This is a genomic window from Ornithinibacillus bavariensis, assembly GCF_018333235.1.
In the GTDB taxonomy this organism is placed as follows: Bacteria; Bacillota; Bacilli; order Bacillales; family Amphibacillaceae; genus Ornithinibacillus; species Ornithinibacillus bavariensis.
This window is the reverse complement of sequence record NZ_BORP01000001.1, coordinates 375215-392032: the sequence shown is the minus strand read 5'-3', so window position 1 is coordinate 392032 and position 16818 is coordinate 375215. Positions and strand designations below refer to the sequence as shown.

The window sequence follows — 16818 nt, the reverse complement described above, 5'->3', positions numbered from 1 at the left end:
AATTCGGTTAGAAAACAATTGTATTCCAATAGAAGAATACTATTTCCCTTATTCACAAAGAATTATTATATCCTCTTCTATGTCCTAAAGGAAAAGTTCTTACTGAATAACTATATTATTTAGTATAACGAAACAATTAGGAATCATGCTCGTATTTTGCACTCAAAATTTTGCAAATCTTGTCGATAATTTTAGCATCACCTAAAATTGCTTTTTCTATGTGGTCAAAATGCTTTATTTCAGCAATTTTTACATAGGCTTTATTTGGTAGTTCTTTTAAAATATGGAGAAGTACTAACAGTTGAAGAAATTCTTCTATAGGATTTAACGAGGCATTTATTAATGGGAGCTTTTGATAGGGAGGTAGTTTTGTTTCACAGGCTTCTAAAGAAAATCTTCCTCCTATAGGGATTGGGGCTATAATCTCCAGGCAGATTCTACTTTGCCAATCCCAGGGCTCTGTTTTCATTAGAAATTGAGACGCCACCGGAAGATATACGAGAGGTGTAATGTGCTCTCGGTGCATTCTTTTTTCATATAGCCACCGCTGCCAGACAAGTTCGCTACCATAAGGTCTGGTTGGCTGGCTTATTCTAAAGCGATATTTTGCTTTTTTCCATTCATGAAATAACAATTTCAAATTTATATCACTTGCTTTAAACAAATCAACAAACCGTAATTGATGAAGTTTCTTCATGGTAATATTTATGACTGCCTGCTTGTTTCGGGTTAGATAGGGATTTTTTGTGATGATGAAATGGGAGGTTTGAGAATCAAAGAAGTACCAAGTAGGTGAAAATTTGGCATTAAACTGATGAAGAAATTGAAGCGTGAATAAATTTATCTTTATGGTGTTTCTTCCAATCCGTTTGAATTGGTTTGCTCCTAATATCCAGATGGGAGTTATTCCCATAGATTGATAACCTTTTGTCCGTGAATGTATTTCCTGTGGAGTAGTAGTAGCACATTGATATTCGATAGCTACTTTTTTCCTATTTAGGCATATAAGCAAATCGGGTCGCTGTTTTATTTCTGGAATATATTCTTCTAATCTCACCGAAATACCTTGTCTGCGGAGCCACTCGAATAGTAGTAACTTACCCGTCTCATGATAAGCGCCTTCCCCCTTGTCATATGACAGACAGTGTGTCCTAGCTACATGGGAAAAATGTGGGATAGTCTTATTACCAGCTTTGACAATAACCCTTTCATTACAGGTAGGGCAGAAAAAGTTTTCCTTTACTCGAAGTATTGCTATTTCATCCCTAGTTAAGTGAAATAATGTGACTAATTTTCCTGTTTTCAATTTTGCTTGAAGCAAAAAAATCACCTCCAACTTCTATAATTCGATAAAGGTGACAAATTTCCTTCTACATTTTATAACAAAAAAAGAGATACCAATTTAGGTATCTCTAATTATGCTGAGAAATAGGATCGTACTTCTTCAAATGTATTGGTATCAAATATTTTCTTACCATATTCATCAAGTACGTGGATGGTCATATCAGAGTCTTCTCCATATTCAAATACGCGTGATATAATATCCTCTTGTGCATGATCATCGAGAACATCCTGTGAAAACTCCATATAAAGATAATATTTACCATTATAATAATATAGTGTTTCTTCCTCACTATTCGTATCTTCTTGGAAATGATGGCTTAACTGAATTACATCCTCAAAGTCATCAAAGCTTGCAATAATCCAAAGGTTTTCTTCGATAAAGTCCTCATCGAGGTCTTCGTTTTCACTTTTACCGAATTTTTCCTCCAAATATGTTTCAACTTTTTCATCAATTGGAATATCTATTGTCGAGCCTTCATCATCCAACGGGAATTCCAAATTATCACCGTTCTTAGATAGCTGAGCCTTCGTTACTACTATCTCTAATCCTTTTTCCAGCGCATGGACTTGAATCCACAAAGGGCCTTCTACATGAAAGTCCTCCTTGTAGTTTACTTCATCCATCATTTGCCAGAATAATTGTTCACTACGTTCGCGATTGTACCAAATTTCTTCTCGCTGAAACCCTCGATCTTCAATATCTACATAGGAGATAAAGAATTTTACCGTATTCTCATTAATTCTTTCGATTTCCATGTAATTCTCTCCCTTCTTTTGAAATTCTTGAGAAGAGCTTATTCGCATTATCTATATCAATGGATTTTTGTCTCTTTCCTATATTGTATGTTAGCATATTGCATTTTGAAAATTAATATGCCTATATCTAATTATTTAAAGTATTATTTTAACGTAATATTATCTATTTGTCATTAATTATTTGCCTATAATTAGTGATGAAAAACGCAGACCGTCTATTTCGATCTGCGCTAATTACTTTTTATATCATTGCAACCTTAATTTACCATGCGAATGGCATCACGTAATTGGAATGTGCGTACCGTCCTTGGCAAAAATCTGCGAATCTCATCTTCGTTATAACCTACCTGAAGTCTCTTCTCATCCAAAATAATTGGTCGTCTTAATAAACCTGGATTTTGTTGAATTAACGTAAATAAATCCTTTAACGGAAGCTGCTCAATATTTACATTTAATTCTTGAAAAGCTTTAGAACGTGTAGATATTATTTCGTCTGTACCGTCTTCGGTCATACGAAGAATTTCCTTAATTTCATCTAGTGATAAGCCTTCCGAGAATATATTCCTTTCTCGATAAGGAATATTATTATTCTCAAGCCAAACTTTTGCTTTTCTACATGATGTACAGCTTGGTGAGGTATAGAGTGTTACCATCTTACTTCACTCCTTAAGGTATGTCTACGTTTATTATTATTAAATTATAATAAGTTTAAATAACTTATATCTCTAAGTATACTATACTTGTCAAGTAAACGATAGGTGCATACTGCTACTTTCTCAATGTTCATAAAAAGTTCTTATTTTGGTTTTCTTCCTATATTTCATTTTAAAAAAACTTCATTTCTACTTTGACCTTTTGTTAAAAATCCCTTTACTTATTTTATATGAAGTAACAGTAACACACTAGTTACAAGAGAAGATTCAAATACATGAAATTTCTGGAATAATAAAAAAAAACAGCAGGGATCAATAAAATTCTTCCAAAGATAGTATTCACAACTACCTTTGGCGAGTTAAATCCCTGCCATCTTTTAATTTTTGTATTTCAAGTGCATATTACTTTTTATCCAATCTAGCTAGAATATCTTCTGCTTCACGGTCTTCATCATAAATTAACACTTCTTCTACTGGTTGATATGCTTTACCATATATTTCTTCGTCCTTATAGGTATGAATAGATTCGTACATTTTGCACATCTTTTTAAAAATTACTTCCTCTGATTCATTATTTGGAGACCAATATAGAATTTCCATTGGACTTTCTTTATTAGTCGCTAACGATCGTCGATTATAGCCTATCGATTGTGCATGGGTAAAACCTTCTCGCTTATAGAAAGACAATCTCTTTTCGGTATCACTGTCATCATAATCAATTGGTTCAACTTCTAAAATAATCGGTTTGTTATGTTCTTTTAGTTTTTCTATAAGCTTATGGCCGATTCCTTGTCCCCTTGATTTTGCAGATACCCATAAATAATCAATAAAAATAAAGGTATCGAATTCAGCATACATGAGTACATGATGGGATCCCTCATCTTTATGATAAACATCACCCTTTTCCTTTAATAAAAGCTCCATATGCTCTTTAGACTTCATTTCTTCAATAGGAAAGTACTTACTTAGCTTTTCATACCAATCCATGGATCTACTCCCTCTTCTTTTGTCCTTGTTAGTATAACGAAAGCAAAGAAAAATGTTAAATCAGCTTTCATGCTGTATAGGTTAAGTATGTGCAGGAATATGAAAAAAAGCGAAACTTTTAGTAAAAGTTTCGCTTTTTTTCATTAATTACGGTGTATAATCAACGTTTTGTGTATATGAGTTACCAGCATTCCAAATTAAGAACTCATGTATACCATTATCTTGAAGAGCTTTTATTTGTGCCTCTACCTCAGCTTTACCATATTGTGTAACTGGTATACCAGTACCATTATAAATCCATGGAGCCTCAAAGTCCTGTATCCACGGTCTGGAGACCGGTGGATTTGCTAATTTACCAAGGACCTCATTCTCAACCTTTGCATATTCATCCGTTAAACGGTAAGGTTCTCTATCAGGTAGTGGAATTCCGAAATAGTTGTTAGACCAGTGACTTGGATAAATCATAGACGAAATAACATCAACATTTTCAGAAATCTTTGAGAAGTTCTGCCCAATTCCGGGTGCCTCTGGAATCGTTGCTGAATATCCAAATATATCAACTGCAACATCCACATCATATGCTTCTAATTCCTTTTTAGCATATGCAACAAAATCTGTTACAGCTTGAACTCGTTTTTGAACATTATCAATATCGTCATCGGCATATTCACCTTCCGAATAGCCTAGCTCTTTATCACGACGCTCGAAGCCTTCTGGAAATCGTACATAATCAAATTGAATTTCTTGGAATCCCATTTCTGCTGCAATTTTTGCAATTGCTACATTATGATCCCAAACTTCCTTCAAAAACGGATTAACAAAGGATTCTCCACGTCCATTCTTCCAAACAGTCCCATCCTTTTCTGTAAAAGATAATTCTGGATTAGAATTGGCAAGCACACTATCCTTGAAAACAACAATCCTAGCAATTGGATAGATATTATTTTCTTCTAACGTTTTCATCATTTTAACTGGATCCTTAATATAATTTTGCCCTAACTCAGCAAATGGGGACCCCTTTTCTGGTGTAAATGTTAAATTTCCAAAATCATCCTTAATATCAATTACCATCGCATTCAAGTCTGTTGTATTGACGAGTTTTATCAAGGAATCAAATCGACTACCACCTGCTGAATGCCCAGTTACGTATATACCACGTACAGCATCAGGATATTCGAAATGATAACCAGAATCAAATACAAAACGTTTGAAATTCGTATTTTGATCTAAGGGCTGAATTACTGTTTTTCTCTGTGTATGATCAGATGCAGTTAACTCCTCTTCCCCACTACTCTTAAATGGTATCGCAAATGGAAGTGCAATGACTAGTAGGAGAACTAGCGGAATAGTAAACCTCTTAAGCTGTAAATTTTTCATTCTATCAATCTCCTAGATAAAAAATTAAGCTTGCTCCCGCCAAGTTGCGATACAACTCATCGTTTGCAACACTTTAAATCTATTATAAAACAGAATGATCTTATTTTGAATGACAAAAATAGATTTTTGTCAGATTCCGAGAATGATTGTCGAATAACGTTCAGCATGACAGCTTCCCCTTAACCATTATATTCATCCATTCGAAAAAATGGACATTTTACGGAAATTCACCTAAATATTTCCTAATTAATTATTATTGTACTGAACTACTTGAAACTAGCATCCTAATAGCAAAGCTAGCAGTTCATGCAACACTTTGGTCTGTATGACGTTCTTCACCATTTACGTACTTGTTGTTTGTTCCTCCTATCTTATCTGCTCTCATAGCAAAGACCTTACAAATTATGAAAAGATCATAAAAATAAATCACTAAGATTTTTCAAGTCGAAAAGGGTAATTTACAAATATAAGGGCAAATTATATGTGAATTTCGCCTTCATAATTAGTACTTGAAGGCAAATGCTTTACTTAGTTAGACCAGATAAACCACTGATTTTCATTCAGTAAGAAAGGAGATAAGAAGATGAACAGACAAACTTGGATTGTCATTGCCGCAATCGTCATTATAGTTGTAGTAGGTTTTTTAGTTTATCAAAATGTAGGGCAGGAGAAAGGCACTGAGCCATCGGTTGAAGAAAACAAAACAGGAAATAAGCAACCAGAGAAAAATAAAAATGAAGAATCCGATGCAAATGAAAAGGAGGATCATACAACTGTTCAGCATAAGGATTATACTGGAAAAGTAGCACCAGACTTTTCAGCTAAAGATTTAACAACTCCACCAACTACTAATTGGATTACCCATGGCGGAGATTTGTTTAATAGAAGATATTCTCCTTTAGACAAGGTGAATGCATCGAATGTTAAAGGATTAAAGCTAGAATGGGCGACTAGCTTAGGCTCTGGACTTGAGTTTAAATACTCCGGCGAGCAAACCCCATTAGTATACGACGGAATCATGTTTAGCATTACCGGAGCGAATGTCGTACAAGCATTGGATGCTAAGACTGGCGAAATCATTTGGGAGTATGTTCCCCAACTTGCCGATGGATTAGATACTCCTTGCTGCGGGTGGATAAGCCGTGGTGTTGCTATTGGTGATGGAAAAGTTTATATAAGCTTACTTGATGCGAGGCTAGTTGCACTTGATCAAAAAACCGGAAAACTCCTTTGGGAAACTACAGTCGCCGACTGGGAAAAAGGATACACCGTTACCTCTGCACCACTATATTACGATGGAAAAATTTATACTGGGGTTGCAGGTGGAGAGTACGGTATTCGTGGGTATCTAGCAGCGTACGATGCTAAAATGGGAAGAGAGATTTGGCGTACGTATACAGTCCCTGGACCAGGTGAAGTTGGTCATGAAACATGGCCAAAGGATAACGATAGCTGGCTAAAGGGTGGTGCCCCAATATGGCAAACACCAGCAATTGACCCTGACTTAAACATGGTATATTTATCAACTGGTAATGCATCTCCAGATTTTGATGGGAGTAATCGTGAGGGAGATAACCTTTTCTCAGCATCCATCTTAGCGTTGGATGCTACTACAGGAGAATATAAGTGGCATTTTCAGGAAGTAAAACATGATATTTGGGATTTAGATGCGCCTAACCCTGTCATTCTATTTGATGCCACAATAGATGGAAAAATGAGAAAGGGACTTGGCCAAGCAGGAAAAACTGGATGGGTATACTTACTTGATCGAACAAATGGCAAACCATTAATAGGTATAGAGGATCGGCCAGTACCACAAGAAAAACGACAAAAGACAGCCGCTACCCAGCCATATCCAATCGGCGATAACTTCGTACCTCAGTCGATTACAGATGAAATGAAGAATAAAGATTTGGGTAAAGACTTTGATTACAAGATTGGAGAATTATTTACACCTTTTTGGGATGAGCCGGTGACCATTACACCATCTCCACAGGGGGGAGCAAACTGGCCACCTTCAGCTTACAATCCGGAGACAGAATTATTTTATGTGTTAGGAAACTGGACCTACTTTGCTTATGCCCATCATGAAGGTGATGAGGCAAATGAGTATAAGCAAGGACAGAATTGGATAGGTAGTGTTATGCAGCCAATCGAAAACGCTCCTAACCGAGGAACTGTAACTGCAATTGATGTAAAAACGAATAAAATTGCATGGCAGCATGAATGGGATGCTCTTGCATATAGTGGCGTATTAACAACAAAGGGTAACCTTGTGTTTGTTGGACATAATGATGGGCGGATTATCGCTTATAATGCGAAGGACGGTAAACAGTTATGGGAATTTAAAACAGATGCTGGAGCAAATGCACCTCCTATAACTTATGAAATAGATGGAAAGCAATACATCACCATTTTCTCAGGCGGAAACTCCTTAGCTGGAACTACGCATGGGGATAAGATTTTTACATTCTCGTTGGAAGGACAATATGCATCCTTAGATGATGTACCAAAGGACAAGATTAATACATCACCATTCTTTAAGGATACCGATAATGATAAAAGTCAGGGCATGACTGCATCCGATGGAGATGAGAGTACAACAAAAGGATTAAAGGTATATGAGAACAATTGCTTAGCTTGTCATGGAGCTGAGGGAGTCGGTGGACATAACGGACCGAAATTAATTAATTCGAAGAAAACACGAGATGAGCTAATTGCACAGGTAAAGAATGGAAGTGGTAATATGCCACCATTTGGAGATAGCTTATCAGAAGAAGAAATCAATGCAGTTGTTGATTATCTTCAATCCATCATTAAAAAGTAACTAAGAATAAAAGGTAATGGTCAATATTAATGGCCATTACCTTTCTATTATTATCTACAAATTAATTGGAAGTTGTCTTTTCAGCTAAAGGTATATGAATTAATCGATCATCCTTCGCAGTGGGTTTACCACGATTATCATGGTTGCTTGTAATGACAAATAATGCATCTTCTTCAATAAACACATCTCGTAGCCTTCCAGCCTCGTCATAGAAGTCAGTTAATGCCTCCGTTGTAACATCGTATGTGAAAATTTTCTTTCCTGCAAGGGATGCAACATATAATTTCCCATCCCTAAATGCAACTCCAGAAGGCGCCCATGTACTGTCCCCAGAATGTACTAAAGGAGTTTCCATGCCATCTGCTTCTTCATCTCCTTGAATGACTGGCCAACCGTAGTTTTTACCAGCTTCAATTAAATTTATTTCATCATGACCATCTTCCCCATGTTCTGAATTGTACATATGCCCTTGATCATCCCAAGTGATTCCTTGGGAATTTCGGTGACCATAGGAGAACACATATGAATCTTCAAATGGATTATCCTTTGGAATTTCACCATTTAACTCTAGACGTAATATTTTACCTGCTAGACTATCTAAATCTTGTGCTAAATCATTTTTTCCAATATCACCCGTTGTAGCATATAGCTTACCATCAGGACCTATAGCAATTCTCCCACCAGTATCTTTTTCTCCACCGGGAATATGATCTAATAGGACATTTTCTTCTTTCCAGGTTGAGCCTTCTAGTACTATGGAGATAATTCGATTAGTAATTTTTCCACCCTTATCATACGTATAGTAAGCAAAAGCTCTCTTAGTATCCTTAAAATCTGGTGCAAGTGTGAAGCCTAAAAAACCAGCTTCGCCTTTATGAAAAATCTCCTCTTTTAAATCAACTCCTTGTACATCTACTAATCCGAATTCACCATCAATTGCTACAATTGTTCCATCTCGCTGACTAAGATAAAAGGTGCTACCATCCTTATTAATAGTCCAAGGAATGAATAATTTATTTGCATTAATATTTCCATCATCAGATGCAATCACCTCAATGGATTCCTCAAATACTTGTATTGCTTCAGGATCATCATTCCTCTGAACCTGTTTAGCTTCCTTCTTACCTGTATCTTTCTTTTCTTCACCATTGGTTAATAAGAATATTAAACTAGCAATAACAAGTACTCCTATTAATCCCAGTAAACCATATTTCTTCATATCTTCACCTCTTCATATATTCTTTCTTCGTACCTGCATACGAAGCTCGTATAGAAGTAATTATTTCCAATATTTTGTAGTTTAAACATTTTCATAGAAAAGAATAGTATTTTCACAGATTTTAAAGAAAGTAAAAGAAATGTACTTGCCATAAATGGAGAAATAATAAAATGAAGCTGGGATTAACATGATGGAATCAAAAAACAAAGTAGAATAATGAAATAGGTACGACACCACGGAAATATACTCTGCTTTCACTTTCAGTACAGAAATGACATCTGCTAGAAATAGAATGGCGAAGAAAAAGTGGTTTCCATTTCAAAGGCACCCAATTTTCACCCACAAAGCAGTAAATTATTCCGCTTCTATGTTGATTCATGTAGTTATATCCCAGCCCTATCAGATTTATAATTTAAATAACCTACCAAACGGACTAAACACCTTATGAACCAGGTCTGATGGTCCAAGTAATTCAGGAAAATATGCCAAAGCAATTGAAAGGATGATTGACATTGTTAAAAAAATAATCATTACAATTTTCTCTTTTTTTAAACTCTTATTTATCCTTTTCCATTCAATCACGAGAACTATAATTGCTACTACGATAATTCCGATAATATAATGAGCTTTCATTATTCTATCACCTTGTCCTTTGGAACACCTTGTGGAGTTGTTGATCGACCTGGCCGAGAAATGGAAATCTTTGTATTAACCTCTACATCAACTTCGGAAAAAGTATCCGTCCAATTATCCTTTACCGTAGCCCATTCCTTAGGATAATGACTATGAAAAGCTTCATCAAAACCAAGTACATCTGTTTTAAAGTCCTTTTGAATTACCTCCAATGTGTCATATATTTGATGACGAATAGTTTCCTCTAGTTGGCCTTCTAGTTTTTTTAAAATAGCTGGACTCATTACATCTAAATAGGTATTATTTTCAACAATATCATCATCAGCTTGAATATCTATCGTCATCTTCCATTTTCCGTTGTTTATCGTTGGTTTCATTTTTGTTTTAGCATTGATAATCGAAAACGATATATAACCTGCTGCCGCTTCAGGCTCAATAGTAACGGAAGCTTGGTCTACCTTATTTATTAACCAGAAAAGACCTCGATTTCTTTCATCATCCAATTCTCCTATCAATTTCCCGTCACTAAAAATGGCAGAGCCATTGACTTTTAGCCCAACCTTACCCGGTATTTCCTTATCAACCAATAGGTATGGCAAAGCAGCCCCTCGAGTATCGTCTGCAAGCATTTGTAATAAATCCTTTAACGTAACATCTAACCCAAATTTTTGATCAGCCAGCTCTCTAGCCGCTTCAGCTGTACTTCTTTCTAAATCTGGATTTACTTGTAATAATTCAATTGGTTTATCCTTCGTAACAAATACATATGCCTTGATTCGGGGAAATGGGTGTCTAGCGAAAAAATCTACATGTTGCTTTATCCCCTGTTTAGCCAATCTTTCTCCAATTAAAATAACTCTATTATGCCCAAGAAATAGACTACGTGGCACTTTTTCTTGGAGTTTGGAACGAGCATCATAAATTGTTTTACCAGTTGCCTTCTCTAATGACACCATAGTCCCGACACTGCCACTTCCTCCCAATTGACCTCCGCCACTACCGCTACTACCTAGTCCTTGAGGATTTACAATTTGCACGGATAATTCAACTTCTCCTTCATCTGTCAAATCAATACCTGTTGCAACAATAATTGCCATATCATTTATTTCTATTCGGTCCCAGCATCCACTTAGTAGAAAAGGAAAGGTGCAAATGAGCAATAATAAACGTCCAGGTTTAAAATAGTTACGCATTACTTTTTCACCTTTCCTTTATTCCTTCTATTCTTAGTAGCTCCTTTTTTCCGTACTTTTGCGATTACCAATAGAAGCATAGGAATGATAATTAAAACAAAAAAATCATAGAATGGAAAGCTAGTAATTAGAATTTGTTCGAGCTCCTGTAAACTAGAACTTGTCCAAAAGCTCAAGACCGTTAAAAATAGCCCAATAGGCAACACAATGGGACGAAAATCCGATATATGTAAGACTTGGGCTGTTCCAATGACAACGACATAATAAAATAATGATACCTTAATGAAGGTTCCTGCTACCCATATGGCCATTACGACAGATTCTAAATGCTGTAAAAAATCAGCAACACTTATAAACCGCGCTGCTTCCATCACTGGATAGGTAAATGATGTTGTGATAACACCAAATAAAAGCAAAGTTACTAAGTTAGTAATTACTAGGGTAATCATAACAGTAATCACGGTTAGAATGCCTGCCTTTCCAATTTTCTCACCCTTTTTAAGGACTGGTAGGATAAAGGCGATGATAAATAATTGTAAAAACCAGCTTGCTGGAATAATTGCCCCTTTTAGTGAGGGTTTTAGTCCATATTCCATTACTGGGAATAAGTTATCCAGATTCAATTCAGGAGTTAATAAAATCATTATTAATGTAAAAAAAAGAATCACAAATGGCACAAGCACTTGGGCAGTTCTAGCCATAACTTCTATACCGCCTCTAACTGCCAGTCCACAAACTAAAACCATACTTCCAATAACAATTAATAATGGCGTACGTGGAAGAAAACTTCCAATAACAAAGTTCCCATACTCTAAAAGGATAATTCCTGTAGCGTGAAAATAGTATAGAACGATTAATACCCCAATTAATTTTCCAATAAGTTTTCCCGTGATTGTTCCACTATATTGAATAATTGTTTGTTCTGGAAATCTCTGTTCTAATTTTACTGCCAAAAATATAACGAAGAGCCCCGCTAGTGAAGCCCAAATCGGCGATAACCACATATCTTTTTTAGCGTATTCTCCAGTAATTGCCGGGACGAGTAGAATTGCAGTTGCAATAATAGTTGGATAAAGGAGAGTTGCCATCTGTAACGCACTAATTCTTCCTTTTTCTATCAAGTCTATTCACCTCACTACGTACAGTTGGTTTAGTAACTTTATCCATCTCCTCCCTTTGAAGGATTCGGCTTTTGATTAGGTGCTTGACGATATTCATTATAGTCACCAGTAAAATGCGGACGTTTATTTAATTTCCATAAAGGAGCACGTATTAACACATCCTTCATTTCATTTGCCTGCATTGGAGCCATTGGACTTAAGTAAGGAACTCCAAATGAGCGTAGGGATGCTAAATGAACAATAATCAGGATAATCCCTAGCATTACCCCAAGAAGTCCTAGAATCCCAGCTAGTATTACAATGGGGAATCGAAGCATCCGTAGAGCAATTGCAGCTGAATAACGAGGGATTGTAAACGAAGCAACTCCTGTTATCGCCACAACAATTACCATTGGTGGTGAAACAATCCCTGCTGAAACTGCTGCATCTCCAATTACTAGAGCCCCAACGATACTAACAGCAGACCCTACCTGTTTTGGTAATCGTAGCCCTGCCTCCCTTAATGCCTCGAAGGTTATTTCCATTATTAATACCTCTACAATTGCTGGAAATGGCACCTGCTCTCTAGAGCCTATAATACTTATCACTAATGAAGTAGGTATCATTTCCTGATGAAAGGTTAGAACTGCTACATATAAAGAAGGGAGTAAAAGTGATATGACTAGAAAGATATATCGTAACCAGCGAAGTGCTGTTCCGATTAGAAATCGACCATAGTAATCTTCACTTGCTTGTAATAGGGAGTAAAAGGTTATAGGGGCAATTAATGAAAAGGGTGAGCCTTCCACTAAAATCGCTACTCTACCTTCTAACAAATTAGCTGTAACTACATCCGGACGCTCTGTGGCCAAGGTTTGTGGAAAAGGAGAATAGGGATGATCTTCAATAAACTCCTCTACTGTTCCACTATCAAGAATTCCATCGATATCAATTCGTTTTACCCTTCTTTTAACCTCTTCAATTAAGTCCTCACTCGCAAGTCCGTCTACATATGCAATTACTACACTAGTCTCGGAGTATTTTCCTACTAAATATCGAACCATCTTTAATTTGGGACTACGAATTCTTCTCCGCAATAAGGAGGTATTCACTGTTATATCTTCAATAAACCCTTCTCGTGGTCCCCTTACTACGCTTTCAGATTCAGGTTGCTCTATGGCCCGCTTCTCCCATTTTGTTAAACTGACGGAAAATGCCGAAGAATTTTGACTAACAAAAATCACCGTCTTCCCAACAGAAAGCTCATTAACACAGTCTATATACGTACTTACTTCTTTTATATTGGGAGCACTGACCGTCTTCGTCATTAATGATTGAATCTCTGTTCCCATATTCCTCTCATTCATTAATGGGGAGAGGACACTTTCTTCAATTTCTTGTTCATTAGATAAACCTTCAATATAAATTAATAAAGCTTTTGTCTTGTTACCTATATAAAACGTACGATAAATTACATCTGAGCAATTTTTATAAATGGAGCGAATTTTTTCTTCATTTTTCGATAGGTCACTTGAGACTATATCCCCATTTTCTTTCCTTTTATTTGAGGAATTTGCATTTACTGTATTATCAGCATGAACTTCATTGTTCTCTTTTTCTTGTTGATTCGGATTTAAAGTTTCTTTTAGCTTCACTTTACTAACTAACGGTTTAGGTCTTCTAATTTTCACCCCAATCATCCCCTCAAAAAAATAACAATGCTTCATTATAGATTGCATTTATACTAGGAAATTTATACATCCACATCCTCTAACTGGAATATGTTCCATTAATGAATTCAACCAGCCGATAGACGAAGCTCTGATAAATCGACAGAAGGATTAAACTCCTTATAAAATGATAAAACCGTATGCAATCAGTTGAAATACTTAATTGCATACGGTTTAAATCTAAATTATATTCGGTTGTTTAAAGTGAGAATTCCCTTTTTATATCATAAAAAATGATAGGATTACATACGCCAAGCCTGCGATTGTAGCAGAAATTGGTAAAGTGATTATCCACGTAATAACCATACTCTTAGCTGTTCCCCAGTTTACTGCTTTTACGCGATGGGCAGTACCAACTCCCATAATCGAAGAAGAGATTACATGAGTTGTACTAACTGGAAGATGGATTAGTGTTGCTCCAAAGATAACAGTAGCTCCAGTTAAATCGGCTGCAACTCCGTTTACTGGGCGGATTTTCATGATTTTTCCCCCAACAGTTTTAATAATCCTCCAACCGCCTACTGAGGTTCCAAGTGCCATTGCAGTAGCACAAGAAAGCTGTACCCAAAACGGAACCTCATTGACAGATAAATATCCATTTGTTAATAAAGCTAATGTTATGATTCCCATTGACTTCTGCGCATCATTTGTACCATGTGCATAGGATTGTACAGCCGCAGTAAGCACTTGTACCATCCGGAACCTACGATTTGTCTTGGCAAGGTTCGCATTCTCGAAAATAACCTTGATAATAGAGTAAATAACGTATCCCATACCAAATGCTAGAAGCGGAGATATAATTAGTGCAGCAATTATCCCTAAAAAGCCACTCCACTGAATATGAGATATACCAGCAGCAGCGATTGCTGCACCTGCAATTGAACCAATAAGTGCATGTGAGGAGCTACTTGGAATTCCAAAATACCATGTTATTAAATTCCAAGCAATTGCAGCTATTAATGCAGCTAGAATAACAATAGATCCATTTGGTAATGTAAATGGATCAACAATACCTTTTGTAATGGTTTTTGCCACTCCAGTAAAGGTCAAGGCTCCTATAAAATTCATAGTCGCTGCCAAAATAATGGCATGACGAGGTTTTAATGCTTTTGTTGACACGGATGTAGCAATTGCATTCGCTGTATCATGAAATCCATTAATAAAATCAAAGACTAATGCAAAAATAATTATTAAAACTGTAATGACAAATAAACTTCCCATTTGTTAGCACCCTTTACGCATTTTTCATGAGGATTGTCTCTAGCGTGTTTGCAACCGCTTCACACGCGTCCGCAATCTCCTCAAAGCTCTGGTAAATTTCCTTATATTGAATAATGCGAATTGGATCCTTTTCTGTCAAAAATAAATTTTTTATGGATTCTCTTTCGATTACATCACATTTTGACTCGACCGCATTAATTTTTATTACTTTCTCCCGAATGTTTTTATATTTCTTTGTTGTTAAGAGCTCAACAGATTCCAAAATTTCATAGGAGCATATTTTTATTTCTTCTACAAACTGTAGCATGTATTGATTTATATCTGTTATAGCATACATTTCAAATAATGCAGCACATTGTTCCAGCCCATCTAAAACATCATCCATACTATTAGCTAGTAGTAATATATCCTCACGATCAATAGGCGTAATAAATGTAGTGTTTAATTCTTTGATGATGTCGTGAACAATCTCATCACCCTTATGTTCATATTCCGTCATTTTATTTGCAAAAATCGCTAAGTCTTTTTCCGTTTTCACCTTATAATCCGAAAAGAAATCGGTAGACTCTTTTAGATTTGTTGCCATATTAGTTAAATATGTAGAAAACTTGTTCTTCTTCGCCATTAAAATCCCCCTAATATCTTACTGTTTATTAGCTTAAACCAAACTACAAATCCTATCCGTTATCCATTATAAATTTATCATTCGCATTTGTCACATATTGTCGAGTTAAATAGAAATTCGAAACAAAAGAATTTATATCAAAAGATACCAACTAACATAAACTGTTACGAAGTATTATTCATAAAGGTGGGAAGAAATTGAAATACTCTTATCTTGATGCATTAGCAATATTAGGGGTTGGAGGTGCACATCCGGGGGGACTTGAGTTAACGAAAAAAATTTTTTCTACTATGGATATAAAGAATGATACTACCATCTTAGACTCTGGGTGTGGAACAGGTCAAACTTCTGCATTTTTAGCACAAAAATATGGTTGTAAAATTACATCTATTGATAATAATGAGCTGATGATTGAGAAAGCAAAAAAGAGATTTGAAGTACTTAACTTACCTGTTCAAGTTATGGTAGCGAATACAGAAAGTCTGCCATTCGCCAATCAATCCTTTACTATTGTACTATCTGAATCTGTTATTGCATTTACAGACCTGGCTAAGACCCTGCGAGAATTCAAGCGAGTTCTAAAGCCTTCTGGAAGTTTAATCGCTGTAGAAATGGTACTGGAGAGGCCACTCCTAGCAGAAGAAATCGAAAAAGTAAAACACTTTTACCAACTATCAAGAATTTTGACTATTGAAGAATGGTTGGAGGAATTCAAGCAAGCTGGATTTCAACATGTCACAATAGAAAAAGATTATCCTAGTTCCACAATTCCATCTCCGGAAAACACTCCTGATTTTACTCTTTCAGATGGTATAGAGGAAGATGTTTTTATGGTAATGGAATACCACAAACAAATGCATCTGAAATTCCAAAGCTATTTAGGTTACCGAATTTTTAGGTGTAGTTAATTAAAGTACTATTATTCGGATATTTCTTGGAGATTAGCTGATACAACAATTTTAAATGGTAATAGTATATACGTATTATACAACAAATGATTTTCTAAACTTTGAAAAATACAAGCATAATAGTGATAAGAAATATAATGAAAAAGTAACCACCAAATGTTAATTAAACAAACTCGTCTCCAATGATTACCTTTGGAGACAAGTTTCTTTAATTATTGTTTTTACTCACCTGAGCAACTCTACTC

14 protein-coding genes are annotated in these 16818 nt (G+C 35.8%); 2 read left to right on the top strand and 12 right to left on the bottom strand.

All coding sequences use genetic code 11. The features are described 5' to 3' along the window. Positions 1-136: 136 nt before the first annotated feature. The 5 genes from KI338_RS01960 to KI338_RS01940 all read right to left on the bottom strand — a co-directional run bounded on the left by KI338_RS01960 (position 137) and on the right by KI338_RS01940 (position 5117). Positions 137-1321, bottom strand: coding sequence for a competence protein CoiA (locus KI338_RS01960; protein WP_212919287.1), 1185 nt, complete (start codon positions 1319-1321; stop codon positions 137-139). 95 nt (positions 1322-1416) lie between these two features. Next, positions 1417-2100, bottom strand: a complete 684-nt coding sequence (gene mecA / locus KI338_RS01955) for an adaptor protein MecA (protein WP_212919286.1) — start codon at positions 2098-2100, stop codon at positions 1417-1419. A gap of 257 nt (positions 2101-2357) precedes the next feature. Continuing rightward, positions 2358-2753, bottom strand: a complete 396-nt coding sequence (gene spxA / locus KI338_RS01950; protein WP_212919285.1) for a transcriptional regulator SpxA — start codon at positions 2751-2753, stop codon at positions 2358-2360. Positions 2754-3155: 402 nt separating this feature from the next. Next, positions 3156-3740, bottom strand: coding sequence for a GNAT family N-acetyltransferase (locus tag KI338_RS01945; protein ID WP_212919284.1), 585 nt, complete (start codon positions 3738-3740; stop codon positions 3156-3158). A 147-nt stretch (positions 3741-3887) separates the two neighbouring features. Next, positions 3888-5117, bottom strand: a complete 1230-nt coding sequence (locus tag KI338_RS01940) for a putative glycoside hydrolase (RefSeq protein WP_212919283.1) — start codon at positions 5115-5117, stop codon at positions 3888-3890. Positions 5118-5700: 583 nt separating this feature from the next. Between KI338_RS01940 and KI338_RS01935 the strand changes: the two genes are divergently transcribed. After that, positions 5701-7944: a PQQ-dependent dehydrogenase, methanol/ethanol family gene (locus KI338_RS01935; RefSeq protein ID WP_212919282.1), complete on the top strand. Its 2244-nt coding sequence runs from the start codon at positions 5701-5703 to the stop codon at positions 7942-7944. 61 nt (positions 7945-8005) lie between these two features. On the opposite strand, the gene KI338_RS01930 is transcribed toward KI338_RS01935, so the two are convergent. From KI338_RS01930 to KI338_RS01900, 7 genes are all read right to left on the bottom strand, one after another. Next, positions 8006-9163, bottom strand: coding sequence for a PQQ-dependent sugar dehydrogenase (locus KI338_RS01930; RefSeq protein ID WP_212919281.1), 1158 nt, complete (start codon positions 9161-9163; stop codon positions 8006-8008). Between the two features lie 405 nt (positions 9164-9568). Continuing rightward, on the bottom strand, positions 9569-9796 hold the full coding sequence (locus KI338_RS01925; protein WP_212919280.1) for a hypothetical protein: 228 nt from the start codon (positions 9794-9796) through the stop codon (positions 9569-9571). Beyond that, positions 9796-10989 carry a Ger(x)C family spore germination protein gene (locus tag KI338_RS01920; protein WP_212919279.1) on the bottom strand — a complete coding sequence of 398 codons (1194 nt, stop codon included), beginning with the start codon at positions 10987-10989 and terminating at the stop codon, positions 9796-9798. Before KI338_RS01920 ends, KI338_RS01925 begins: the two co-directional genes overlap by 1 nt. Further along, positions 10989-12110, bottom strand: coding sequence for a GerAB/ArcD/ProY family transporter (locus KI338_RS01915; protein WP_212919278.1), 1122 nt, complete (start codon positions 12108-12110; stop codon positions 10989-10991). The genes KI338_RS01920 and KI338_RS01915 overlap by 1 nt, the downstream gene beginning before the upstream one ends. Positions 12111-12148: 38 nt before the next feature. Next, positions 12149-13780 carry a spore germination protein gene (locus tag KI338_RS01910; RefSeq protein WP_244853287.1) on the bottom strand — a complete coding sequence of 544 codons (1632 nt, stop codon included), beginning with the start codon at positions 13778-13780 and terminating at the stop codon, positions 12149-12151. A gap of 258 nt (positions 13781-14038) precedes the next feature. Next, positions 14039-15040: an inorganic phosphate transporter gene (locus tag KI338_RS01905; RefSeq protein WP_212919276.1), complete on the bottom strand. Its 1002-nt coding sequence runs from the start codon at positions 15038-15040 to the stop codon at positions 14039-14041. A 13-nt stretch (positions 15041-15053) separates the two neighbouring features. After that, positions 15054-15671: a DUF47 domain-containing protein gene (locus KI338_RS01900; protein WP_212920020.1), complete on the bottom strand. Its 618-nt coding sequence runs from the start codon at positions 15669-15671 to the stop codon at positions 15054-15056. Positions 15672-15862: 191 nt separating this feature from the next. Between KI338_RS01900 and KI338_RS01895 the strand changes: the two genes are divergently transcribed. Beyond that, a complete protein-coding gene (locus tag KI338_RS01895; protein WP_244853285.1) occupies positions 15863-16573 on the top strand; it encodes a class I SAM-dependent methyltransferase in 711 nt (236 codons plus the stop codon). Positions 16574-16818 lie beyond the last annotated feature (245 nt).

What these genes read in the sequence shown, in the direction of transcription:
- mecA (WP_212919286.1), bottom strand. Translation starts at nt 2,100, where the DNA reads ATGGAAATCGAAAGAATTAATGAGAATACGGTAAAATTCTTTATCTCC.
- spxA (WP_212919285.1), bottom strand. Translation starts at nt 2,753, where the DNA reads ATGGTAACACTCTATACCTCACCAAGCTGTACATCATGTAGAAAAGCA.
- KI338_RS01945 (WP_212919284.1), bottom strand. Translation starts at nt 3,740, where the DNA reads ATGGATTGGTATGAAAAGCTAAGTAAGTACTTTCCTATTGAAGAAATG.
- KI338_RS01940 (WP_212919283.1), bottom strand. Translation starts at nt 5,117, where the DNA reads ATGAAAAATTTACAGCTTAAGAGGTTTACTATTCCGCTAGTTCTCCTA.
- KI338_RS01935 (WP_212919282.1), top strand. Translation starts at nt 5,701, where the DNA reads ATGAACAGACAAACTTGGATTGTCATTGCCGCAATCGTCATTATAGTT.
- KI338_RS01930 (WP_212919281.1), bottom strand. Translation starts at nt 9,163, where the DNA reads ATGAAGAAATATGGTTTACTGGGATTAATAGGAGTACTTGTTATTGCT.
- KI338_RS01925 (WP_212919280.1), bottom strand. Translation starts at nt 9,796, where the DNA reads ATGAAAGCTCATTATATTATCGGAATTATCGTAGTAGCAATTATAGTT.
- KI338_RS01920 (WP_212919279.1), bottom strand. Translation starts at nt 10,989, where the DNA reads ATGCGTAACTATTTTAAACCTGGACGTTTATTATTGCTCATTTGCACC.
- KI338_RS01905 (WP_212919276.1), bottom strand. Translation starts at nt 15,040, where the DNA reads ATGGGAAGTTTATTTGTCATTACAGTTTTAATAATTATTTTTGCATTA.